A 22,934-nucleotide genomic window follows, 5' to 3' on the forward strand; every position below is an offset into this window, starting at 1 on the left:
TCAGGACGGCCGCGGCCCGACGCCCAGCATCTCTTCGATCTGGGCGAACGCGGCGTCGTCCTTCACCACCGACCGCAGCCACACGTGCAGCGGTTGCTCGCCCCAGTGCGCGGCCTTGTCGGCCAGGTAGGCGACGGGGCTGTGCGGCTCCGTGCGGCGGAAATAATCCGCCACCGCGCGCAGCTGGGCCAGTGCGTGGGCGCGCGATTGCAACGGCCCGGCCGCCACCGGCGATTGCGCCGGCGCCGCGACGACGACATCGGCCGCGCCGGGGACCGGCACCGCCTCCTTCAATGCGGGCTTGATGAACAGGACGAGGCCCTCCAGTCCCGAGCGTGCGGCGCTGAAACTGGGACCGTCCGCACCGACGACCGCGTCGACACTCTTTTCCAGCCGGTCGAGCGCACCCGCGCAATGCTCGCATTCGCGCATCAGGTTCGCGTAGAACGTTTGCGACGTGCGCTGGCGCGCGCCTTCCAGCTTCGCCAGCGAATCTCCGCCCTGCATGCGCGCGGCGTCGAAGTCGCGCTGGGCGTGACCGTCCGCGCCGTCGGTGAGCGGCACGGCGCGCAGCCACGGCGCGATGCGCGCCGCCAGCCAGGACAGGTTGCCGATGCGGCGCTCGACGCCGTCCTCGTCCGGCAGCGGATGCAGGCCGTCCCAGTAACGCTCGCACAGCATGGCGATCAGCAGCAGGCTGTCGGCCAGCGCGCGCACGCCGGCCGTCTGCACGCTGGCCTCGGCCAGCCACACGGCCAGCTGCAGATCCTTGCTGCGCTGTTCGATCAGCCGGACACACTCCCGGCCCACGAACTTCCAGTCCGCCTCCTTCAGTTCCGTGACCCAGGCGCCCTGCTCCAGCGACGGATCGTCGGCCTGGCGCGCACGCACGATGGCGTCGATCTCGCTGGAAAATGCGAGGTCGTCGCCGCAGGGCTTGTCCGCGCTGACGGGCGCGAGCAGCCGTTCCAGGTTCAGCATGGTGCCCTCCTCACGCCGGTTCGACGGCGTATTTGATCTTGCCCGCCTTCGTCGCGCCGACCTTTACCTTGCCGATCGCGCCGCCTTCCGCCATGCGCGCCAGCACGGCATCCGCGATCTCGGGCAGCAGCGTGCCGTTCAGGATCGTGTCGACATTGCGCGCGCCCGAATCGACCTCCGTGCAGCGCGCCAGCACGGCCGCCACGAGCGCATCGTCGTATTCGAAGCGGGCGTTGTGGTTGACGGCCACACGCTGCTTGATGCGGTCCAGCTTCAATCGGATGATGTTGGCGAGGACGGCGTCGTCGATCGGATAGAACGGCACCACCGTCAGGCGGCCCAGGAACGCGGGCTTGAAATGCTTCATGAGGGCGGGCCGGATCAGTTCCGCCAGCTGGTCCGGCGTGGGCCGCTCGTTCGGCGCCTTGTTCAGGCAGGCCTGCATGATCTGGCTCGACGCCGCGTTCGACGTCAGGATGATGATCGTGTTGCGGAAGTCGATCTGGCGGCCCTCCGCGTCGTCCAGCACACCCTTGTCGAAGACCTGGAAGAACAGCTCGAGCACGTCGGCATGCGCCTTCTCGACTTCATCGAGCAGCACGACGCTGTACGGATTGCGCCGCACGGCTTCCGTCAGGACGCCGCCCTCGCCATAGCCGACATAACCCGGCGGCGAGCCTTTCAGGCCGGAGACGCTGTGCGCTTCCTGGTATTCGCTCATGTTGATGGTGACGAGTTTCCGTTCGCCGCCGTACAGCAGGTCCGCGAGCGCGAGCGCCGTCTCCGTCTTGCCGACGCCGGAGGTGCCGACGAACAGGAACACGCCCTTCGGCTTGTTCGGATCCTCCAGGTTCGCACGCGCCGTGCGCACGCGCTGGGCTACGATCCCGCTCGCGTGGCCCTGGCCGAGTATCCGCTCGTCCAACAGGCCCCGCAGATTCATCACGGTGCGGATCTCGTCCTTCACCATGCGCCCGAGCGGGATCCCGGTCCACGCGGCGACGATGGCGGCCACCGTCTGGCCGTCGACCTGCACGGGCACGAGCGGCGTCTCGCCCTGCAGCGCATGCAGCTCCGCGATCTTCGCGCGCAGGGCGGGACTGTCGCCCTGCCCCGTTTCCAGCCGCGCGCGCATCGCGTGGATCTCGGCGCACAACGCCAGCTCGGCATCCCAGCGCGCGCGCAGGCGGTCCTGTTCTTCCAGCGCCTGTACGCGCTCAGCGTGCAGCGCGGCCAGCGCGGTGCCGTGGTCCGCGCCCGCACTTTCCTCGCGCACGAGCGCCTGGATGCGCGCGTCCAGGCGCTCCACCGCGCGCGCGCAATCCTCCAGCACGGCGGGCGTCGCCTTCTGCCCCAGCGCGACCTTGGCGCAAGCCGTATCGAGCACGCTGACGGCCTTGTCCGGCAGCTGGCGCCCGCTGATGTAGCGGTGCGACAGCCGGACGGCTTCCACGATCGCCTCGTCGTAGATGCGCACGCCGAAGTGCGCCTCCATCAGCGGCGCCATCGCGCGCAGCATCGCACTAGCCGTCTCCTCGCTCGGTTCCTCGACCTTCACGACCTGGAACCGGCGCGCCAGCGCGGCATCCTTCTCGAAGTATTTCTTGTACTCGCTCCACGTCGTGGCGGCCACGGTACGCAGCTCGCCCCGCGCCAGAGCAGGCTTCAGCAGGTTGGCCGCGTCGTTCTGGCCGGCCGTGCCGCCCGCGCCGATCATCGTGTGCGCCTCGTCGATGAACAGGATGATCGGATGCAGGCTTTTCTTCACCTCGTCGATCACGTTCTTCAGGCGGTTCTCGAACTCGCCCTTGACGCTCGCGCCGGCCTGCAGCAGGCCCAGGTCCAGCGTATGGATCTCGACGCTTCGCAGGACATCGGGCACGTCGCCCTGCGCGATGCGCAGCGCGAGGCCTTCGACGACGGCCGTCTTGCCCACGCCCGCCTCGCCCGTCAGGATCGGATTGTTCTGGCGCCGGCGCATCAGGATGTCGATCACTTGCCGGATCTCCGCATCGCGCCCGATCACGGGATCGAGCTTGCCCTCGCGCGCGCGCGCCGTGAGGCAGGTCGTGTACTGGTCGAGCGCGGGCGTCTTGCCGGGCGCGCTCCCCTGCAGTTCGGTGACCGGGTCCGCGGACGGCGCCGGGGTGGCGGCCAGCACGGCCGGCGCTTCGTCGGAACCGTGCGTCAGCTTGTCGAAATCGTGTTTCAGGCGGTCGAGCGGGAAGCCGGCGAAGTGGCGCGATGCGCGCTGGGCCAGTTGCGCGAGGCCCGGCTCCGTCAGCAGCGCGAGCAGCAGGTGGCCGCTGCGGATGTGCTGCGGCTGGCCCGATGCACCGAGTGACGCGATCAGCCACGCATGCTCGAACAGCACGGGCAGGTGGCGCGAGAACACGGGCGTGCGCGCGCTGCCCGACGGCAGGCGCTCCACTTCCTTGCGCAGGTCGGATTCGAGGCCGGCCAGGCTGACGTCGGCCGCGCGCGCCACCACCACGAGGTCGCTCCCGGGCTGCTCCAGCAGCGCGAGGAACAGGTGCTCGATGTCGACTTCGTACTGGCCGAGCCCCACGCAGATGCCGGCCGCGCGCGTGGCGGCCGAGCGCGTGACGTCGTTCAGCTTGGCGATCAGGGTCTTCAGGTTGATATCCATGTCGAGGTCCTTTGTGGAGTTGACGCGGCAGCCTTGCAGATCGCGTAGTTCAGCGAGGACGGCTGCAGCACGGCGTTGAAATTGACGGGAACGACAGCCGCGCCGGGGCCGGCGTGCAGGGTCGCGTTGATCACGAAATTCAGGCGGTTGACGCCGCCCTGCTCCGAAGCCAGGGCCGCGCTGACGTTTTTCAGGCGCGGTTCGTGGCGCTCGATGGCGTCCTTCAGAAAGGCGCAGATCGCGGCCCGGTCCTCGCTGCTCGACAGGCAGAACGCGGCGAAGTCGGTCAGGCCATAGTTCAGGACCGAGGCGCGCGCCAGCGGCCAGGCGTCGAATGCTCCGGGCGGCAGGCCGGCGCGGGCATTCAGCAGCGCTTCCAGGTCGCGCGCGATGCTGTCCCTGAGCTGCTCGCCCGCTGGTCGGCCGGGGTGGGCCCGCTCGCCCATCAGGCGCTCGAGCAGGCCGGGAAGATAGGCGGTCATCGCGGCTCCCGTACAAAGACGCAGTAAAAAAACCGCGGCCCGGGGGCCGCGGAAGACGCGGGGTAAGTCAGGAATGCCTGTTCAGACGACCCGGTTGGTGGCGAGATCCCAGCCGCCCGACGTGTTGCCGCCGGCGCCGCCGCCGATCTTCTGCTGGGTGTACTTCCATTTGATCTTCGAGAATTTCAGGCCGACTTTCTCGTGCAGGAAATCGCCTTCCGCGACCGTCGGCTTGACGGAGCCGATCAGCACGTTCTCGATCTCGATCTCGAAGTACTTGACGCGTTCGCCCTGCCCGTCGGCGCGCATGAATTCGAATTTCGCCTTCGGGATCGTCTTGCCCGACGAGCAGGTCTGCAGCAGCAGCGGCGAAGACAGGTCGGCCAGCTTGGCGATCTCGATCTCCTCGTGCTCGCAGCGCTCGGCCGTATGGCCGCCGCCCGTCGACGCCGTGGCGGACTTCGGCTGGGTCACGCCCCAGTTGACCGCCTTGCACTCGATCCAGTCCTTGTGCTTGTCGTCGGCCGATTCGCCCTTGATGCCGTCGATTTGCAGGTATACGTCAATTGCCATGTTCTACTCCAGTTCAAGTTGTTGAAAGAATCAGTTCTTGGTCGATTGCGGCAACTCCGCGACCAATCGGAGCGAAACGGACAATTCGTCGAGCTGGAAATGGGGCCGCAGGAACGACACGGCCCGGTACACGCCCGGCCGCCCGGGCACCTCGGCCACCTGTACGCTCGCCTCGCGCAGCGGGAATTGCGCCTTCTGTTCCTGGCTCGCGTTGTCGTCCAGGAGGACGTATTGCGTCAGCCAGCGGTTCAGGTAATCCTCGACGTTCGATGCGGCGGCGAAGCTGCCGATCTTGTCGCGCATCATGGCCTTCATGTAGTGGGCGATGCGCGACACGGCGAAAATGTATTGCAGCTGCGACGACAGCAGCGCGTTGGCATTGGCCGCCTCGTTCGCGTACTTGCGCGCCTTCTGCGCCGACTGCGCGCCGAAGAACGCCGCGTACGACGTGTTCTTGCAGTGCACGAGCGAGATGAAGCCCAGGTCCGACAATTCCTTCTCGCGCCGGTCCGTGATCGCCAGCTCGGTCGGGCATTTCAGCGCGATCTCGCCCTCGTCCGTCTTGAACGTGTGCGTGGGCAGGTTTTCCACGAGGCCGCCGCCTTCGACGCCGCGGATCGCGGCGCACCAGCCATAATCCTCGAACGCCTTGGTCAGCTTGGTCGCGAAGGCATACGCGGCGTTGCACCACAGGTATTTCTGGTGGTCGGTGCCGTCCACCTCCTCGACGAAATTGAAGCCTTCCGTGGCGGTGCCGTCGGCCGGGTTGTACGGCAGGCGGCCCAGAAAGCGCGGCAACGTGAGGCCGACGTAGCGCGCGTCTTCCGATTCGCGGAACGCCTTCCATTTCGCGTATTCGACGGTATCGAACACCTTGGCCAGGTCGCGCGGCTTGCCCAGGTCGCCGAAGCTCTCGATACCGAACAGTTCCGGCCCGGCGGACGTGATGAACGGCGCATGACTGGCGGCGGCCACGTGCGACATCTGCTCGAGAAAATAGATGTCCTCGGGCTGGCGCGTGATCTCGAAGTCGCCGATCAGGGTGCCGTACGGCGCGCCGCCGAAGCTGCCGAATTCTTCTTCGTAGACTTTCTTGAACAGCGTGCTCTGGTCGAATTCCAGCGCCGACTGGAAGTCCTTCACCAGCTCGCGCTTGCTCGCATTGAGCATGCGCACCTGCAGGCCGTTGCTCGTCGCCGTGTTCTGGACGAGGTAGTGCAGTCCGGTCCAGCTGCGTTCCAGCTTCTGGAATTCCGGCGCGTGCATGATCGCGGACAACTGGGCCGAGATCATCCGGTCCAGCTCCGCCAGGCGCGCATCGATCGTGGCCGACAGATTCGTCGACACGACCATCGTGCCCTCCATCACCTGGCTGACGAGCTCGGAGATGATGTCGCGCGCCCGTTCGTGTTCGCTGCTCGATTTCGCCACCCGGCTCTGTTCGACGATCTGGTCGAGCAGGGACATGTCCAGTTCAGGCGCCGCTGCCTGCGCCACGTTCGCCGTATCGAGGATCGCGCTCATGCTTCCTCCTTGCCGCCCTTGCCGCCCTTGCGGAGACTGCCGAGTTTTTCCGTATTCGACAGCACGTCGCTGAGCAGGTCTTCCAATTTGTCGTTGCCGGCCAGCTTGTTGCGCAGGTCGGCCAGCTTGCCGCGCGCTTCCAGCAGGCCCTTCAACGGTGCCACCTGCTGCACGACGGCCTCGGGACGGAAGTCGTCCATCTGCTTGAACTGCAGCTGCACGGCGAATTCGCCGCCTTCCGGCGACAGGTGGTTCTCCACGCGGAAGCTCGTCGCGGGGGCCACGCCGCCCAGCACTTCGTCGAAATTGTCGGCGTCGACGTTGACGAAATTGCGGTCCTTCAGGCGCTTCCTGGCCGCATCGGGGTCCGAGCCGAAGTCGCCCAGCACGCCGACCACGAACGGCAATTCCTTGTTTTCGATCGAATCGCCGATCTCGACGTCGTACGTCATCTGCACGCGCGGCGCGCGCACCTTCTGCAGGCGTTTCTGCACGCTTTCATTCTTTGCCATGTCGACTCCAGTGGGCTGTGGACGGATTATTTGAGCGCGCCGAACGGATCGCTCGATGCGGTGGTACGGGCAGTGGACGCGGCACCGACGGCCTTCTTGATCGTCTCCTTCACGCGCGGCGCCGCAGGACGGTTGTTCGGCACCAGCACGTCTTCGTTGAGGCTCGTGCGCAGCAGCTTGGCCAGGTCCTGCGCCTCCGTGCGGACATTGCCGGTGAGGTTGTTTTTCTGGCTCAGGTCGGACAGCGCCTTGCTCGTCACGCGCAGGCCGCTGACAGCGACGATGCTGTTGGCCAGCGTATCGTCCGGGTCGCGCTCGAGCGCTTCCAGCGCGTCGACGATCGCCTCGCCATAGTTGGTACTGTCGAAATGCATCTGGGCCATCCGCACCCACGGCGTCTTGTCGGTCGGGAAGGCGGTGCCGGCATTCTTCAGGATCGCGTACGCCTTGTCGTTCTGGCCCGCGAGCACGGCGGCATCCACTTCGGCCATCGCGCTCGCCATCGTCGGCGCCGCCTTGGCCGCATGGCTTGCTGCCGGCGCGGTACTGGCACAGGCCGACAACAACATGACACATGTGATGGGCACCGCCGCAAGCGGCATCAGGCGTTCGAAGGTCATCTGGCTCTCCCGGGTTGAAATCAGACGCCATTATTGGTGAACGGTTTCTCGGGAGAATTGCGTGCCATCAACGCAGGTTTGCCGCCGCATTGCGCCGCGTCGAAGAGGCTGTTGCGCGGGTATTGCGCCTGCTCAGGGTGCATGGCGGGCGATCCCGTTAAATCGTCGTGTTCTCTTTATCAGATGCAAGGAGCAACGATGAAACGAACGTGGATCGTGTTGTGCGCCGCCGGTCTGCTCGGCGGTTGTGCCGGCGGCACGCTCGGGCTGCGCAAGCCGGCGCCCGTACCGGAATCCCAGCAGCCACCGCGCAACGTCGTCATGCACCTGCACGCGGCGCCGCGTCTGAACGTCGACGCGCGCGGCCAGTCGCTGGCGCTGCTCGTCAGGATCTACAAGCTGCGCCAGCGCGGCGCGTTCGACCAGGCGCCCTACGCTGCGTTCCTGTCGCCGCAGACGGAGCGCGAGGCCCTCGGCGCCGACCTCGTCGAGGCCAGGGAAGTCACGCTGGTGCCGGGCCAGCGCCTCGACATCACCGACAGGCTCGCGCGCGACACGCCCTGGCTCGGCGTCGCCGCCCTGTTTCACGCGCCGTCAGGCAATGCGTGGCGCACCGTCATCCCGGCCGCGGATGCCGAAGGCGCCGGCGTGACCATCGGCCTGCATGCCTGTGCGTTGTCGGCCGGCAATGCCGCCAAGCCTTTGTCTCTTGTCCACTGTCAATAAGCGCAGCAACGTTTCCAGCAAGCTAGAGATTTGCGAAGGGAGGCTCATGAACATTCCGGCGAAGGTTTTATGGGGCGAAGGGCTGTTCCTGCGTCCCCAGCACTTCCAGCAACAGGACCGCTACCATGAAGCGCGCCTGAACGAGACAGCCAGCGCCCTGCATCCCTATTGCTGGGGCGTGCGCCGGCTGGCCATCGATGCCGATGCCCTCAAGGCGGACACGTTGCGCGTGACCGAACTGGCGCTGATCTTCCCGGACGGCGACCTCGTGCGCGCACCGGACCAGGATCCGCTGCCGCCCCAGGTTCGCCTGGACGAGCTGCCGCCCGACGTCCAGACGATCACGTTTCACGCGGCCCTGCCCGTGTTGAAGCCGCACGGCGACAATTGCGCCGAGCGGGGCGCGACCCGGCCCGACGCCCGTTTCGGCCAGCGCGAGCACGACACGCAAGACCTCTTCAGCCAGGCCGCGCCTGCCCCGGTGGCCTACCTGACCCGCACGGTGCGGCTCGTGTCCGAACTCGATGCGCTCGACGCCTACGACAGCTTTCCGCTCGTGCGCCTGCAGCGCGTGGCGATGGGCGGCTTCGAGATCGACCAGGCATTCACGCCGCCCAGCCTGTCGATCGCGGGCGCACATGGCCTGCACGGGCGCCTCGTGCGCCTGATGGAAAAACTGCTCGCCAAGGTGAATGCGCTGTACGGCCATTACCGCGAACCGGGCCGCCACGTCGTCGAACTGCGCGGCGGCGATGTCGCGTCGTTCTGGCTGCTGCACACGGTCAGCACCGGCTACGCGGCGCTGACGCATTACCTCGCCCACCGGGAACTGCATCCGGAGCGCCTGTTCCAGGAGCTCCTGTCGCTGGCCGGCGGGCTGATGACGTTTTCGCGCACGGCCCGGCTGGAAGACCTGCCGGCCTATGCCCACCAGGATCCCGGACCGGCCTTCGCCCGCCTGGACGGCATCCTGCGCGAACTGCTCGACACCGTGATCTCGTCGCGCTACTTCGCGATCGCGCTGTCGAACGACCGTCCCTCGTACCACCTGGGCGCGCTCGACTCCGGCAAGATCAATGTCCAGACGACCTTGTACCTGGGCGTGGCCGCCGACCTGCCGGCGCTGCAGCTCGTCGACATCGTCCCGCTGCGCTTCAAGATCGGCGCCCCCGAAGACGTCGACAAGCTGGTACTGACCGCCATGCCCGGCGTGAAGCTGGCGCATGCGGCCCAGGTGCCCAGCGCGCTCCCCGTACGCCCGGACATGGTGTATTTCGTGCTCGACAACCGCGGCGTGCTGTACGACAGCATGCTCAAGGCGCAGGCCATCTCGATCTATGTCCCGAACGGTATCCGTGACCTCAAACTCGAACTGATTGCGATCGCAGCATGAACCATCCCGTCGAACGGCGCACCGCGCCCTCCCCACGCGGCGCCGCCGGCACCGCCCCCGCCTCCCTCGTCGACCTGATGTACGAGGGTTTCTATGCCCTGTTCCTTCTGAAAAGCGGTTGCGGCCCGCATGAGCAGGCCGCGTTCGCCGACCGCATGACGGGCTTCCTCGGCGAAGTCGACCGCAGCGCCAAGGCCCTCGGCATTCCGGCCGACGACGTGACGGCCGCCAAATATGCGTTCTGCGCGGCCGTCGACGAGATCATCCTCGGTTCCGAGTACGCCATCCGCGAAGCGTGGGAAACCCGTCCGCTGCAGCTGCGCCTGTTCGGCGACCAGCTCGCCGGCGAACATTTCTTCCAGCGCCTGGAAGACTTGCGCGCCAAGGGCAGCGCGCACCTGCAGGCGCTCGAGGTGTATCACCTGTGCCTGCTCCTCGGCTTCCAGGGCCGCTTCGCGCTGGACGGCCGCGACAAGCTGAACTACCTGGCGGCGCGCCTGGGCGACGAAATCGCCCGCATGCGCGGCAAGAGCCGCACGTTCGCACCGCATGCGGAACGGCCCGACCAGGTCGTCCACAAGCTCGGGAGCGACACGTCGCTGTGGGTCCTGTGCGGCGTGTTTGCGCTGGCCGGCCTGGGCGCCTACCTGGGCTATCGCAGTGCGCTTGGGCGCGAGACGGATCGCGCGCTCGCCAGCTACAACGACCTCGTCAAGCTGCCGCCGCGGTCGGCCAGTGTGACGATCACGCTACCGTGACGTCCTGGTCCGCGAACGCCTGCGTGACGAGCGCGACAGCCGCGTCGACGCCATGCTCGTGCTTCATCGCACCGGCGATGTCCGCGGCCCGCGCCGCCATCTCAGGTGACGCCAGCACGCGACGGAGCCGACTCGCCAGTGCCGGCGCCGTGACATTGCGGCGCCTGGCCGGCCGGCCCGCGATGCCCAGGCGGCGCAGCTCCCTGCCCCAATGCTCCTGCTCGCTGATGTTGGCGACGACGACCGACGGCTTCCCCGCGCGCATGACCGACTGCGTCGTTCCCGCGCCGCCATGGTGCACGACGGCGTGGCAATGCGGGAAGATGGCGTGGTGCGGGGCTGCGGCGATGTATAGGATGTCGCCGTCGGACTGGAAGCCGCACGCCGCCGCGGAGGGTGCCTGGATAATGGAGCGGCATCCGGCCTGGCGCGCCGCGTCCGTCAGCAGACGCAAGGCTTTCGTCTGTCCCGTCGGGTCGCGCGGCATCCAGCTGCCGAACGTCATGTAGACGGGTGCGTCACCGGCCGCAAGGAATCCGGCCAGGCCGGGCGGGATGTCCCCTTCCATCGCCAGGTTCGGCGTATCGAGGAAACCGCAGACGCGGACGGACTGGGGCCAGTCCGGATGCGCGCGGCAAATCGTGGCACTGACTGCGGCCAGCGTCAGATGGTGCGACAACCAGACCTGCGTGACGACGTCCCGCACCGGCGGCAAGCCGAGCCGGCTGCGCAACCGGTCGGGATAATGCTTCAACGTGCGGTTGAGCAGCGTACGGGTCAGCCACCAGAGCACGCGGTGGATGTATTTGCCGGCGCGAGACCCGGTCAATGGATGGTCGAAGTCGCTGGGGATCGCCGCGTGCGACAGCAAGACGCTGACATACGGCCGTCCCGCCGCCTCCGCCGCGGTCTGTAACGGGTGCATGAAGTAATGGCCGATCAGCACGTCGGACTCGGCGCACAGGCGGCGCGCGGCGTCGAACATGGCGTCTTCGACCGGGTCCAGGCACAACCGCAGGATGGTGGCCATCTGCGTCATCGGATTGCGGATGGCGTACGCCGTCCGGCCGACGGTTTCCTGCTGTTCCGGTGTGAGCACGGGCGACGCCACCACGCTGATCTTCACCCCGTTCGCCGACGTCACGCTTTCGTAAGCACCACTGTCGACACAGGTGATCACGAGGTGCACGTCATTGCCCGCCGCCTGCAGCCCCTCCGCGAGCGCCAGGAAGGGCCGGATATCCCCGTGGCTGCCCCACGTTTGCATGCCGATTTTCATACGCCCAATTGCAAGGATATTAACCTTGCAAATATACAATAAAAGTACGTGGGCGATTATTGGACGACCTTGAATTCGATGCGGCGGTTGCGTGCGCGCCCCTCCGGCGTACGGTTGTCGGCCACAGGCCGATCCGGGCCTTCGCCGGACACGGCGACCATGTCGGGCTTGACGCCGCGTCCGACGACGTACGCCTTGACGGCCTCCGCGCGCGCCTGGCTGAGCGATAAATTGCCCGCGCGCGAACCGGCATTATCCGTATGACCGATGACTTCGACCCGCTTGTCCTTCAGGCGCAACAGCGCCACGCTCATCTGGTCGAGAATGGCCTTGCCGGAATCCGTCAATGTGGCCTGGCCCGATTCGAATTCGATGATGCGGTTGGCGAGTGCCGCATCCAGCATGCCCTGCTCCGAGGCCGCCACGCGCAGGCCGTTGTTGACCGTGTAGCCCGGATCGAGGGCGAGCGCGATGTCGCTGGCGATCTGCGTGCGCTGGGCTTCGCTCGCGACGTCGCCGCGCAGGCTGACGCTCGTGCCGTCGACCTGCAGCTGGCCGCGGCTGATCAGCTTCAGGTTCGGGCCGATCAGCTTGCCGACATGGTCGTTCCAGTTCGCCGGCATCGACACCCGGCCGACCGCGAGCTGGTCCACGATCCGGTCCGCGCCGTACACCGCGCGCAGGCGGGCCAGCAAGGCGGCCTTGCTCGCGTCGTCGGCGACCGTGCCGGACACGACGATGGGTGCCGTGGCCTGGGCCTGGACCTGCGCCTGGGTCTGCGCGCTGACGGGCACGCTTGTGACGGCCAAGCTGGCCGCGTAAAGGATCAATGTCTTCGGCATCACGGCGCGGCTCCGATAAAGGTTTTCAGGAACAGTTCGTGCGCGAGCCGCAGCGGCAACGCCGGCTGCTCGAGGTAGCTGGCCAGCGCACGCACGTCGACGTCCAGGCCGAGCTGCTCGTCGATCCAGGCATTGTCCGCGAGGTGCACCTGCTGGTCGGCGGCGACGATCGGATCGATCAGGGCATGCAGCGTACCGGCCGCCGCCCCGCCGAAGCCGACGACGAGCGCCGGATGCTCGCGCACGCGGGTGACGAACAGCACGAGGTCGAAGCCGCTGCGCCGGATGAACGGCAGTACCAGTTCCAGCCAGAAGGCGGCCGCCGCATAGCGTCGGGAACCTTCACGCGGCAGCGGCAGCACGAGGCTCTTGTGCAGGCTGGCGGGACGGCTGTGCATCACGGGCTGCAGCAGCAGGCCGAGCCCGAGGATCATCCGGTTGACCTCCAGTTCCAGCTGCGCCGTCAGTTCGCCGACGGTGGACAGGGCCAGATAGCTGTCCAGCGCGACGTCGTGTTCGCCCAACGCCACGGGCGCGTCCGCGATCGCCTGCAGGTGGGCGCTCGGGTCGGTGCTGCCCAGTATTTGCGGCGCCATGCCCTCGAGGTAATCCCACAACGGCGCGAACGCGAGCGGGCAGCGCGCGACGAAGCCGGCGGGGTCGGGCAGGTCGACGGTCCGCATCATCAGGAACGGGAAGCGGCGCCCCGAGCGGTCGTGGCTGGCGACGAGGTGGCCGGCCACGGCATGGCGCCGGTCCGGCCCCACGAATGCGAAGCTGGCCGGGGCCATCGCATCGTAATTCAGCTTCCAGCGCGCATCGGACGGCAGCCGCGTCATGACCTGCGCGATCCAGTCGTCCAGCATGCCGATCACGGGCTGGTCGTCGGCCAGCTTCACGAAGTCGCTGTGCGCCGGGATCTTGCCGAAATAGCCGATGCGGCTCACGGCGGGCGCGCGCTGGGCGGCCCGGTTCGGGGCGCGGTTCACTGCGCCGCTCCTGCAAGCGTCGGGCCGGTGCCGCTGGCGCCGACCGCACCTGCGCGGCCGACGATGGCGTCGGGCAGGCGCAGGCCGCGGAAGCCCTGGCCGGCCTGGGCGTTCCCGGCGGACATGTCCGTGCTGCTGACGCGCTTCAGGTTGACGGCCACCGAGACGTTGCCTGCATTCCAGCGCAGTTCGTGCGTACCCGCATCGAGGCGCTTCTTGGCCGCCGCCTCGATCATCTTCTGCAGCCCGAACTCGCCCGCCTCGTTGAACAGTTCGACCGTGCGGCCGTCGAACGTCACGGCGCTGATCTTCGCACCGCTGCTGCCCTGCGGGCCGGGATGCACCATGTTGACCCAGGCCGGCGGCGTGTTCCGGTAGCGCAGTTGCTGGCCGTCGATCTCGATCGTGTATTCGGTGACGCCGGGCGCGGTCAGCGGCAGCAGCTGGAATACGGTCTGCGGGCCGCCGCCGGCCGCCACGCCATTGGCCGATAACGGCGCCACCCAGCCGGGGAAGCCACTGACCGCCTGCGGCGCCAGCGTGATGCCGATGTCGGCCCAGGTGCGGCTGCTGAGAACGTCGCCGCGGCGCACGACCAGCGGCCCCATCGTCGTGCCCACGAATTTGGCGACGACGCCGTCCGGACCGAACACCTGGCCGATCTCGGCCGGCGTGGCCTGGATCTGGGCCGACGGCGCGAACGGATACTTGGCCGCCAGCGTCTTCTGGAACGGCTCGACGACCTGGGCCTGCCACGTCTTGTTGATCTCCGATTCCGAGGGCAGCACGATCATCGCGAACGTCTGCACGAGCGGCCGCACGAGAAGCGGGCGCAGCATCTGCTTCTGGGTATCCGTCATCCCCGTCAGCATCTGTTCGTCGACGTACTTCAGTGCTTCGGCCAGCTCGGAACCAGTGCCCTCCAGCGTCTGCTGCATCAGCTGCCTGGCGCCGGGGCCGGGATCGCCCTGGTTCTTCAACTGGTTCAGGCGGCTGCGCAGCTTCGACAACGCATCGAGGTAGCCGGTCATCAGCGACGCATCTTTTTCCTTGACGCCGACCAGGCGCGCGACGCCGGCGAATTCGCGGCCGACCGGGCCGGCCGCCTGCACGCCCCCTACCGGCAGCGGGCCCATCGCATCGGCCACCTGGCGCGCCTCGCTCGGTGCCTGCCGCAGCACCACTTCGCGGAACCAGCCTGCGAGCCCCCGCTTGAGCTTGACGGTGTCGACGCGGGCCTGCGTGGGGTCGTCCCAGGACGTCTGTTCGTGGACAGTCTTGAGCACTTTCGCCAAGGGCGACGTCAACGGATCGCCGAGGCGGTTCATCGCCTGCACGCTGGCGTCGAAACCATTGAGGTCGGCGATCGTCACGCCCTGCACGAACTTGCTCCATTCGCGCGCATAGTCGGTCTTGTACATCTCGACGAGGGCTTTCTGGATCTGCTCCGGGCTGCCCTCCAGCGTGAGATCGTCCTTGGCGACGCTTTTCAATACCCAGTCGCTGCTCTGCAGTTCGCGGATCGACGCTTCGCGGATCGCGCCCTGCACGAATTTTTCCCACGCGTCGCGGGTGTACGCGCCGCTGACGGCGTAACTGCCGACGACCAGCGCCTGGTCCTGTTCGCCGACGATGCGGGCCACCGTCACGCCCGGGAACCGCGTCGACGCGCGGGTGCGGATATCGGCATACACGCGCTCGCGCGCGGGCGTGCCGCGCACGACGCGGCGCAGGTTCTCGCGAGCGGTGTCGAGCAGGCTGAGCTTGGGTGTGATCTGGGGCCACGCCTGGTCGTCGATATGGGCCAGCACGAAGGTCAACTGGCGCTCGGCGCTGCGGATCATCTGCTCGCGCGGCATAGTGCCCCGGTTCGCTTCGAGCCAGCCGCGCCAGAAGCGCGTCAGCTGGTCGTTCAGATGACCGGGTTCGGCATGGCTCTTGTCCGCCAGCATCAGGTAAGTCTTGAGTGCGTTATAGGCGTCGCCGACGTTCGTGGCCGATACGTCCTGGTAGGGCTGGCCGGGTTTGGCGGCCGGCGTCGCCCGCACGTTCGGGTCGAGCTGCGAGGCGTTCGCGTTCATCTCCGTCAACAGGTTCTCCAGCGCCCCCGCCACCGGCTGCACCATGACTTCGCGCACGCCGGCGAAATACTCGTCGCGCAGCTTGCGCTCCAGCGCCTCGCCCTGGTACAGGCCGAACGCCAGCGCCCACGGACGGTCCTGGCGATACTTGTCGAGCTGCTCGATACGGTCCTGCAGGATGTCGAGCCCTTCCAGCCGCGATTGCAGATCGGTCCGGCCGGCCTGCAGCTTCATGACCTTGTCCAGGTCGGCCCTGACGTTCGCGACCAGCTGCCGGTTCCCCATGTACGACCAGCTCCAGCCGCCCAGCGCACAGCCGAGCAGCAGGGTGGCGGCGAAGAACGCGCCGATCTTCACGCGTGTGGCGGCCGGGCTCGTATAGCGCTTGACCAGGTCGCGGTCGGCGAAGATCACCTTGCGGAACAGCTGCAGCAGGAAAAAGCCCGACTGCTCCGCGCCAGGCGCGGCGTCGTCGCCCGCTTTCTCGCCCAACGGGCGCAGCTGCAGGTCGAACCGTCCCGCGACGCGCCGTGCCGACTGGTTCTCCACGCTGCCCTCCTGCAGGGCGCTCGTGAAATAAAAGCCGCGGAACACGGGTTTGAACTGCCACGTGTTTTCCTCGAACAGCGTAGCGAGGAAGGCCCGCAACTGGGGCTTGAGCGCGGCAAATTCGAGCGGGAACGTAAACACGCCAGGGCGCAGCGCGGTGCTGCGGTTGCCCGCCATGCTGGCCACGCTCATCTCCTTGAGGCCGTCGTGCAATTCATCGAAATGCTGGTCGAAGAATGCCAGCACGTCCTGCGGCGTGCTGCGCCGGTTGTAGCGCAGGGTCGCGCCCCAGACGCGCTCGCGCTCGGTCAGTTCGCAGCCGTGGAAAAAATCGGCAAAGCCGGCGATCAGGTCGGCCTTCGTGAAGATCACGTACACGGGCGCGTGGACGCCCAGCCTTTCGGTCAGTTCCTGCACGCGCGTGCGCAGGCTCTTGGCCAGTTCGATCGAGGTCTCGGGACTCCCGCCAGCCAGCTCGGCAACGCTGACGGCGATCAGGATGCCGTTGATCGGCGCACGGGACCGGTATTTGCGCAGCAGGTCGAGGAAGCTGAACCACTCGGCGCGGTCCGCCTCGAATACGGAATAGCGCCCGGCCGTGTCGAGCAGGATGCCATCAGTCGTGAAGAACCAGTCGCAGTTGCGCGTGCCCCCGACGCCCTGCACCGCCTTGCTGCCGGGGATCGGGAACGTCAGCCCGGAATGCTTGATCGCGCTGCTCTTGCCGGCCGCGGGGTTCCCGATGATCATGTACCAAGGCAACTCGTACAGCGCCGCGGCGCCGCGCGTCAGGCCCAGCTTGGAAGTCTTGATCGTGTTGATGGCTTCCAGCATGCCCTTGCGCAGCACGGCCGCGTCGTTGCGCGCCGCCTGGGCCTTGCCGTCGGTCTCCGCGCCGGTCAGGATCGCTTCGCCCAGCCGGCTGGCCGCGCGCTTGCGCAGCCAGGCCCGGATGAGCCAGGCGATCCCTCCCGCACACAGGAGGAGCAGGCCCAGCAGTGCGGCCCAGATGAGGGCCACGTCGAGGGAATCCGCGCCCAGCAGCACGAGTGCTGCAAGCACGCCGATGCCGATCACGGCCAAAACGCGTCTGTCGGTGAGGAACTGCCAGAGTCGGGCCATCATGTTCGTTCGGAAGGTTGGTGAATACCATCGGCAATACTGGCACTATTTCCTTGTCGAAAATTTGAGGTGAGACAACGCTCCGGGAACCATCCGCCATCAGCGCCGCATCACCCCGCGCATCCGCAACTCCGCATGGCCGAAGTCCATCATCGTCCAGCGCCCACCCCAGGTCAGGCCCAGCGATTCGGCGACCTCGCCGTAGAGCTGATAGCCACGCATGGCCCAGGGGTCTTTTTCCGAGATCACGAGTTTGCCGTCCCGCCAGAACGCACAGTCCGCCGCCAGCCCATACTGGTGCCAGCTCTGGAATGCACGTGCGTTCGTCACCTGTGAACCCATGCCGGCCAGCATGTCCTGACGGGCCGGACTGCGATACCCCTCCAGCAAGGCCATCTCGTAACCGTATTTCTCCTTCATGATCTTGAACACCAACAGCAGGCGCTGGCTGAACTCCGGCCGCAGCAGCCCCCAGTTGCGACTGGCGTCCACCAGCATCGGACGCACCAGTTCCACTTCGCGCGTGCCGAACGCGAGCGGCGGCAATGCAGCCGGCGGCACCAGCTGCTCGCCCTTCAGCAACGCGGCCACCTGGGCATCGACGACGGTGTCGGTGGGCTCGTAGTCGGGCAGCATGTCGGGCCGGCGCATCAGCAACGCGAGCAGCGTCGGAATCAGCACGAGCGGCACGCCGACGGCGAACCACGCCCAGTGCCGCCGCAGCAGCCTGCGGCCGTCGTAACACACGCCGCGCGCGCCCGACCAGGACGCCCGCAGCGTGGCATTACCGCTGCGCTGCCAGCCCCCGACGCGCCATTGGAAGCGGCGTTGCAGCATGCCAAGCACCTGCAGCACCGAGGCCCGTCCGCCCGGGAACAGGGCGAGCCAAATGACGCTGCAAGCCAGGCAAAAGTACAAGAATGCGAGGAAGATCAGCATCGGCTTCTCCCGTTTGTTTCTAATTGGAATTAGTTTTCCAATCTTAGGAGTAATGCGGTGCGCCCTACAGATGAAAATCAACCCGGCTCCAGACGTCCCAACCTGATGTCGTCGTCGCGCCGGGCGACCAGCGAAATCAATATCCTTGCCATGCTCGACGGCCAGGCACCCGGGCGCCGGCTCCGCGCCCTGCCGGCCATCGTCTGGTACGGCGCCGCCGGTGTGCTGGCGTGCTCCCTGCTCGTCGTCATCGCGTGGCTCGTCCGCGGCGCGACGCCGGCGCGCGACAGCACGCCCGTCGACGTGCCAGGCACGCGCGCCACGCTGGCTGCGGACAGTCCGGTGTCCATGCCGGCGCCCACTACGTACGCGACACCTGAGGCAGCCGTCCCAGCGCGCGGCGCCGTCATCATCGATCTGCCCCAGCCTGCCACCGCCATCGCAGCGTCCGACGTGGCCGGACGTGCCCCGGCCAGTACGACGGCGCACCATCCGTCTGCCCCGTCGCGCCATCCGGTCACGCGTCCCGCCACGCCGGCCGTTCCTCATGCACGGCCGCATCCTGAGTCCCGGACGACCGCATCCCGGGAGCTGGCCCATGCGGACCCGGGGCCGCCGCGCCAGAAGCGGACCGCGAGCGCCTCCAGGACGACGCCGTCGACGGCCGGGGTCGATACGGACGTCGCCCTGATCTCGGCCATCCTCCAGCACACCGGCACCCGTAAGGAGGCGGCCGATGGCGCGGGAACCGCGGCGTGCGCCGACAAGCCGTGTGGCCCACGCATGCCACCTCGACAATAGAGCCGCCTGCGCGGAAAACCACGCCGCGGGCTGTAACGACAGCAAAACTGCTGGGCCATCGTCGCCGGCACCGTTATACTGTACAAAAGTACAGTTGGCGCGGTATGACGATGATCAGAGTCCTGGAAAACGAGTTTTATTATCTGGATAATTTCCAGCGCGTGCTGGACTGGATCGCCGAGCGCTACCCCGACCTCCTCATCGACGAGGAACACGCGTTCATCGCCGCCTTCCCGCAGTTGCCGCAACCGGCCCGCGCCCTGTTCGTGCGGATGGTGATGCGCAAGGGCACCCTGTTCCGGGCCAGCAAGCTCAACTACGCGGAGATCGGCTGCCCGCGCGCAGCGGCGGAGGCGCTGCTGCCCAGCGGCTGGATCGAGTCCGATCCGGTCCTGGCGCTCGATGAGTTATTCGACCTGCTGTCCAAGCCGGAACTGGCCGAGGCGTTCCGCCTGACGGGCGCGCAGAAGAGCGCGCGCAAGGCCGACCAGCTCGAAGCGCTGCGCGCAGATCCCGCGCACGAGGTAGGGCGCCCGTTCTCGCATTGGCACCGGCGTTGCGACGACCTCACATTGCGCCTGCTCGTGCAACCGCTGTGCGACCGCCTGCGCCTCATCTTCTTCGGCAACCTCTCGCAGGACTGGACGGAGTTCGTGCTGTCCGACCTCGGTCTGTTCCGCTACGAGCGCGTCGAATTCTCGCCGGCGTCGCGCGGCTTCCGGGCCCGCCACGACATCGACCACTACCTGCAGCTGCACGCGTGCAAGGAACGCTACTACGCGGGCGAGGCGGCGCTGGACGTGCTGGCCGACCTGCCCCGCCATGCGTTCGGCAACGACTGGCTCGACAGCCGGCGCGAACGTCTGCTGTTCCAGCTCGGCCAACTGCTCGAAAAAGAGCGGGACTGGGACAATGCGTATGCCGTGTACGCGGATTGCCGCTATCCGGGTGCGCGCGGCCGTGCGATCCGCGTGCTGGAAAAGCACGAGAAATTCGACGCAGCCTTTGCGTTGTTCGAGACGGCCCAGCAAGCCCCGGAAAGCGAGGCGGAGCGCCAGCACCTGCTGCGCCTGGGCCCGCGCCTGGCACGCAAGCTGGGCCACCCGAAGGGCCCGCCGCGCCGCGCGACGCCGGCCGCGCGGCTCGAGCTGAGCCTGCCGCTGCCGGGCGGCGAATGGCGCGTCGAAGGCGTGGTGCTGGCGCATCTGGCGCGCGCCGACGCGCCCGTCTTCTACGTCGAGAACACGCTGGCCAACACACTGTTCGGCCTGTTGTGCTGGCGCGCGATCTTCGCGGCCATCCCGGGCGCGTTCTTCCACCCGTTCCACCGCGGTCCGGCCGACCTGTTCGCGGCCGACTTCTACCAGCGCCGCAAGGACGACTTCGAGGCCTGCCTCGCCCTGCTGGACGACGGCCGCCACCGCGCCGCCATCCTCGCGACGTACGACGAGAAGGCAGGCCTGCAATCGCCGTTCGTCGCGTGGGACTGGCTCGATCGCGGCATCATCGAACTGGCGCTGGACTGCATCCCGGCGGCGCACCTGACACTGTGGTTCCGCCGCATCCTGCAGGACGTGAAGGAAAACCGCACGGGCTTCCCCGACCTGGTCCAGTTCTGGCCTGAAGAAAAGCGCTACAACATGATCGAGGTGAAGGGCCCGGGCGACCGCCTGCAGGACAACCAGCTGCGCTGGATCGATTACTGCGCCGAGCACGGCATGCCGATCACGGTGTGCTACCTGCAATGGGAGCAGGCCGCCGCATGAACGACGCACGCTACGTCGTGTCCGTGCGTGCCCTGTGCGAATTCACGGCCAAGCAGGGCGACCTCGACCTGCGCTTCACGCCGTCGCCCACGGCGCAGGAAGGCATCGCGGGCCATGCCGTCGTGGCATCCCGCCGCGACGACAACTACCGCAGCGAAGTGACGCTGGCAGGCGACTGGGGCCCGCTGCACGTGCGCGGGCGGGCCGACGGCTACGACCCCGACCGCAACCTGATCGAAGAGGTCAAGACGTACCGCGGCCAGTTCGCGCGCATCCCCGACAACCATCTGCGCCTGGCCTGGGCCCAGCTGCGCGTCTATGGACACCTGATGTGCGAGGAGCTCGGAATGGACGACGTCAACCTGGCGCTCGTCTACTTCGACATCGGCACCCAGCAGGAAACCGTGCTGCGCGAGACCCGCACCCGCGCCGACCTCGCCGCGCTGTTCGAAGACCAGTGCCGCCGCTTCGTCGCCTGGGCCGAACAGGAACTCGCGCACCGCGGCGCGCGCGACGCCGCGTTGACGGCGCTGCGTTTTCCGCACGCTGACTTCCGTCCCGGCCAGCGCCAGCTCGCGGAAGCCATCTTCCGCGCCAATGCCGGCAAGCGCAGCCTGCTCGCGCAGGCCCCGACCGGCATCGGCAAGACCGTCGGCACCCTGTTCCCGGTGCTGAAAGCGGCGCCCGGCCAGGGGCTCGACAAGGTGTTCTTCCTGGCCGCGAAGACGCCGGGACGCCAGCTCGCGCTGGACGCCGCAGCGACACTCAAATCCGGTGGCACGCTGCCATTGCGCGTGCTCGAACTGAGCGCGCGCGACAAGGCCTGCGAGCACCCGGACAAAGCCTGCCATGGCGATTCGTGCCCGCTTGCCCAGGGCTTCTACGACCGCCTGCCCGCCGCGCGCGACGCGGCGGCGAACGCGGACATGCTCGACCGCGCCGCGCTGCGCGAAATCGGTCTCGCGCATGACGTCTGCCCGTACTACCTGGGCAGCGAGATGGTGCGCTGGAGCGACGTCGTCGTGGGCGACTACAACTACTGGTTCGACGGCGGCGCGATGCTGTACGCGCTGGCGCTGGAACGCGGCTGGAAGGTCAGCGTGCTCGCGGACGAGGCGCACAACCTCGTATCCCGCGCACGTTCGATGTACACGGCGACGTTGCAACGCGCGGACCTGCGCGCGGCACGGGCCGTCGCACCGCCGGCGCTGCACAAGCCGCTCGACAAGGTCAAGCGCGCGTGGACGGACGCGAGCAAGTCCGCGCCCCTGCCCTACCAGGTGCTGGACGGCCTGCCCGACAAATTCCTGAACGCGCTGCAGGGCGCGGCCAGCGCCATCACGGAGCACATGGCGGCCTTCCCCGTACCGCTCGAACCGGAACTGCAGGATTTTTATTTCGGCGCGCTGCAGTTCGGCCGGCTCGCGGAATCGTTCGGCGCGCATTCGCTGTTCGACGTCACGCGCGAGGACGAGCGCAACACGACCCTCTGCATCCGCAACGTCGTCCCCGCATCTTTCCTTGGTCCGCGCTTCGCGTACGCCCATTCGACGACGCTGTTCTCCGCGACCCTGAGCCCCTGGCATTATTTCGCCGACCTGCTCGGCATGCCGGCAGACACCGCGTGGATCGACGTCGACTCCCCGTTCACCGCGAGCCAGCTGGACGTGCACGTCGCGCACGGCATCTCGACGCGCTACCAGGCCCGGGCCAGTTCGCTCGCGCCGATCGCGACCCTGATGGCGGACCAGTACCGCGAACAACCCGGCAACTACCTCGCGTTCTTTTCCAGCTTCGACTATCTGCAGCAGGTGGCGGACCGCTTCGAGCGCGACCATCCCGACATCCCCGCATGGAGACAGGCGCGCCGCATGAGCGAACCGGAACGTGCGGACTTCCTCGCGCGCTTCGTCGCGGGCGGCCGCGGGATCGGCTTCGCGGTGCTGGGCGGCTCGTTCGGCGAAGGCATCGACCTGCCCGGCGAGCGGCTCATCGGCGCCTTCGTCGCGACCCTTGGCCTGCCACAGGTAAACCCCGTCAACGAGCAGCTGCGCCAGCGCATGCAAGCCATGTTCGGCGCAGGCTACGACTACGCCTATCTCTATCCCGGCATGCAGAAGGTCGTGCAGGCGGCGGGCCGCGTGATCCGTACGGAGCAGGACCGCGGCGTCGTATGGCTGATCGACGACCGCTTCGCGCGGCCCGACGTGCGGGCGCTGCTGCCCGCCTGGTGGCACGTCGACAAGGCCGCCTTCTAGCGGCGCATTCAGGGTGGACAGGACCAGGCGCGGCGACGACGACAGTGCGGTTGCACGGCGAGGAGCTGCAACGACGCCATGGCCGCCCT

The 22,934-nt window shown here is 67.6% G+C and carries 19 protein-coding genes; 6 read left to right on the forward strand and 13 right to left on the reverse strand.

The window, feature by feature from the left end:
* The 8 genes from tssA to ACEN9G_RS01870 all read right to left on the reverse strand — a co-directional run bounded on the left by tssA (position 1) and on the right by ACEN9G_RS01870 (position 7,485).
* The gene (gene tssA / locus ACEN9G_RS01835; protein ID WP_413337951.1) at positions 1-981 is read right to left on the reverse strand and encodes a type VI secretion system protein TssA; all 981 of its coding nucleotides are present in this window, start codon (positions 979-981) and stop codon (positions 1-3) included.
* Positions 982-991: 10 nt separating this feature from the next.
* Positions 992-3,631: a type VI secretion system ATPase TssH gene (tssH, locus tag ACEN9G_RS01840; protein ID WP_413337953.1), complete on the reverse strand. Its 2,640-nt coding sequence runs from the start codon at positions 3,629-3,631 to the stop codon at positions 992-994.
* Positions 3,616-4,113, reverse strand: a complete 498-nt coding sequence (gene tssE, locus ACEN9G_RS01845; RefSeq protein WP_413337955.1) for a type VI secretion system baseplate subunit TssE — start codon at positions 4,111-4,113, stop codon at positions 3,616-3,618. Before tssE ends, tssH begins: the two co-directional genes overlap by 16 nt.
* 81 nt (positions 4,114-4,194) lie before the next feature.
* The gene (locus tag ACEN9G_RS01850) at positions 4,195-4,686 is read right to left on the reverse strand and encodes an Hcp family type VI secretion system effector (RefSeq protein WP_371762614.1); all 492 of its coding nucleotides are present in this window, start codon (positions 4,684-4,686) and stop codon (positions 4,195-4,197) included.
* A 30-nt stretch (positions 4,687-4,716) separates the two neighbouring features.
* Positions 4,717-6,210, reverse strand: coding sequence for a type VI secretion system contractile sheath large subunit (tssC, locus tag ACEN9G_RS01855; RefSeq protein WP_413337957.1), 1,494 nt, complete (start codon positions 6,208-6,210; stop codon positions 4,717-4,719).
* Positions 6,207-6,722 carry a type VI secretion system contractile sheath small subunit gene (gene tssB / locus ACEN9G_RS01860; protein WP_413337959.1) on the reverse strand — a complete coding sequence of 172 codons (516 nt, stop codon included), beginning with the start codon at positions 6,720-6,722 and terminating at the stop codon, positions 6,207-6,209. Before tssB ends, tssC begins: the two co-directional genes overlap by 4 nt.
* 26 nt (positions 6,723-6,748) lie before the next feature.
* On the reverse strand, positions 6,749-7,342 hold the full coding sequence (locus ACEN9G_RS01865; RefSeq protein ID WP_413337961.1) for a tetratricopeptide repeat protein: 594 nt from the start codon (positions 7,340-7,342) through the stop codon (positions 6,749-6,751).
* A 20-nt stretch (positions 7,343-7,362) separates the two neighbouring features.
* Positions 7,363-7,485, reverse strand: a complete 123-nt coding sequence (locus ACEN9G_RS01870; RefSeq protein WP_413337963.1) for a hypothetical protein — start codon at positions 7,483-7,485, stop codon at positions 7,363-7,365.
* A gap of 55 nt (positions 7,486-7,540) precedes the next feature.
* Here ACEN9G_RS01870 and tssJ point away from each other — a divergent pair, with 55 nt between their 5' ends.
* From tssJ to icmH, 3 genes are read left to right on the forward strand one after another with little or no spacing between them, the layout of a single operon-like run.
* Complete coding sequence (gene tssJ / locus ACEN9G_RS01875) at positions 7,541-8,068, forward strand: type VI secretion system lipoprotein TssJ (RefSeq protein ID WP_413337965.1); 528 nt, start codon at positions 7,541-7,543, stop codon at positions 8,066-8,068.
* A gap of 46 nt (positions 8,069-8,114) precedes the next feature.
* Entirely contained in the window at positions 8,115-9,461 is a 1,347-nt protein-coding gene (gene tssK / locus ACEN9G_RS01880; RefSeq protein WP_413337967.1) for a type VI secretion system baseplate subunit TssK, read from the forward strand.
* Positions 9,458-10,219 (forward strand): type IVB secretion system protein IcmH/DotU, encoded by a 762-nt coding sequence (icmH, locus tag ACEN9G_RS01885; RefSeq protein WP_413337969.1) that lies wholly within the window; start codon positions 9,458-9,460, stop codon positions 10,217-10,219. Before tssK ends, icmH begins: the two co-directional genes overlap by 4 nt.
* On the opposite strand, the gene ACEN9G_RS01890 is transcribed toward icmH, so the two are convergent.
* The 5 genes from ACEN9G_RS01890 to ACEN9G_RS01910 all read right to left on the reverse strand — a co-directional run bounded on the left by ACEN9G_RS01890 (position 10,206) and on the right by ACEN9G_RS01910 (position 18,020).
* Complete coding sequence (locus ACEN9G_RS01890; RefSeq protein ID WP_413337971.1) at positions 10,206-11,486, reverse strand: glycosyltransferase; 1,281 nt, start codon at positions 11,484-11,486, stop codon at positions 10,206-10,208. The two genes, icmH and ACEN9G_RS01890, sit on opposite strands and share 14 nt — an antisense overlap.
* A gap of 68 nt (positions 11,487-11,554) precedes the next feature.
* Entirely contained in the window at positions 11,555-12,340 is a 786-nt protein-coding gene (locus ACEN9G_RS01895; protein WP_413337973.1) for an OmpA family protein, read from the reverse strand.
* The gene (gene tagF / locus ACEN9G_RS01900; RefSeq protein WP_413337974.1) at positions 12,340-13,329 is read right to left on the reverse strand and encodes a type VI secretion system-associated protein TagF; all 990 of its coding nucleotides are present in this window, start codon (positions 13,327-13,329) and stop codon (positions 12,340-12,342) included. Before tagF ends, ACEN9G_RS01895 begins: the two co-directional genes overlap by 1 nt.
* On the reverse strand, positions 13,326-17,081 hold the full coding sequence (gene tssM, locus ACEN9G_RS01905; protein WP_413337980.1) for a type VI secretion system membrane subunit TssM: 3,756 nt from the start codon (positions 17,079-17,081) through the stop codon (positions 13,326-13,328). The genes tagF and tssM overlap by 4 nt, the downstream gene beginning before the upstream one ends.
* A gap of 99 nt (positions 17,082-17,180) precedes the next feature.
* Positions 17,181-18,020 carry a M15 family metallopeptidase gene (locus ACEN9G_RS01910; protein WP_413337976.1) on the reverse strand — a complete coding sequence of 280 codons (840 nt, stop codon included), beginning with the start codon at positions 18,018-18,020 and terminating at the stop codon, positions 17,181-17,183.
* 57 nt (positions 18,021-18,077) lie between these two features.
* Between ACEN9G_RS01910 and ACEN9G_RS01915 the strand changes: the two genes are divergently transcribed.
* The 3 genes from ACEN9G_RS01915 to ACEN9G_RS01925 all read left to right on the forward strand — a co-directional run bounded on the left by ACEN9G_RS01915 (position 18,078) and on the right by ACEN9G_RS01925 (position 22,845).
* Complete coding sequence (locus ACEN9G_RS01915) at positions 18,078-18,821, forward strand: hypothetical protein (protein WP_413337978.1); 744 nt, start codon at positions 18,078-18,080, stop codon at positions 18,819-18,821.
* A gap of 110 nt (positions 18,822-18,931) precedes the next feature.
* Positions 18,932-20,587 (forward strand): VRR-NUC domain-containing protein, encoded by a 1,656-nt coding sequence (locus ACEN9G_RS01920; protein ID WP_495605573.1) that lies wholly within the window; start codon positions 18,932-18,934, stop codon positions 20,585-20,587.
* Positions 20,584-22,845, forward strand: a complete 2,262-nt coding sequence (locus tag ACEN9G_RS01925; RefSeq protein ID WP_413344000.1) for an ATP-dependent DNA helicase — start codon at positions 20,584-20,586, stop codon at positions 22,843-22,845. Before ACEN9G_RS01920 ends, ACEN9G_RS01925 begins: the two co-directional genes overlap by 4 nt.
* The last annotated feature ends 89 nt before the right edge of the window (positions 22,846-22,934 follow it).

The organism is Massilia sp. Masssp94 (genome assembly GCF_059491305.1).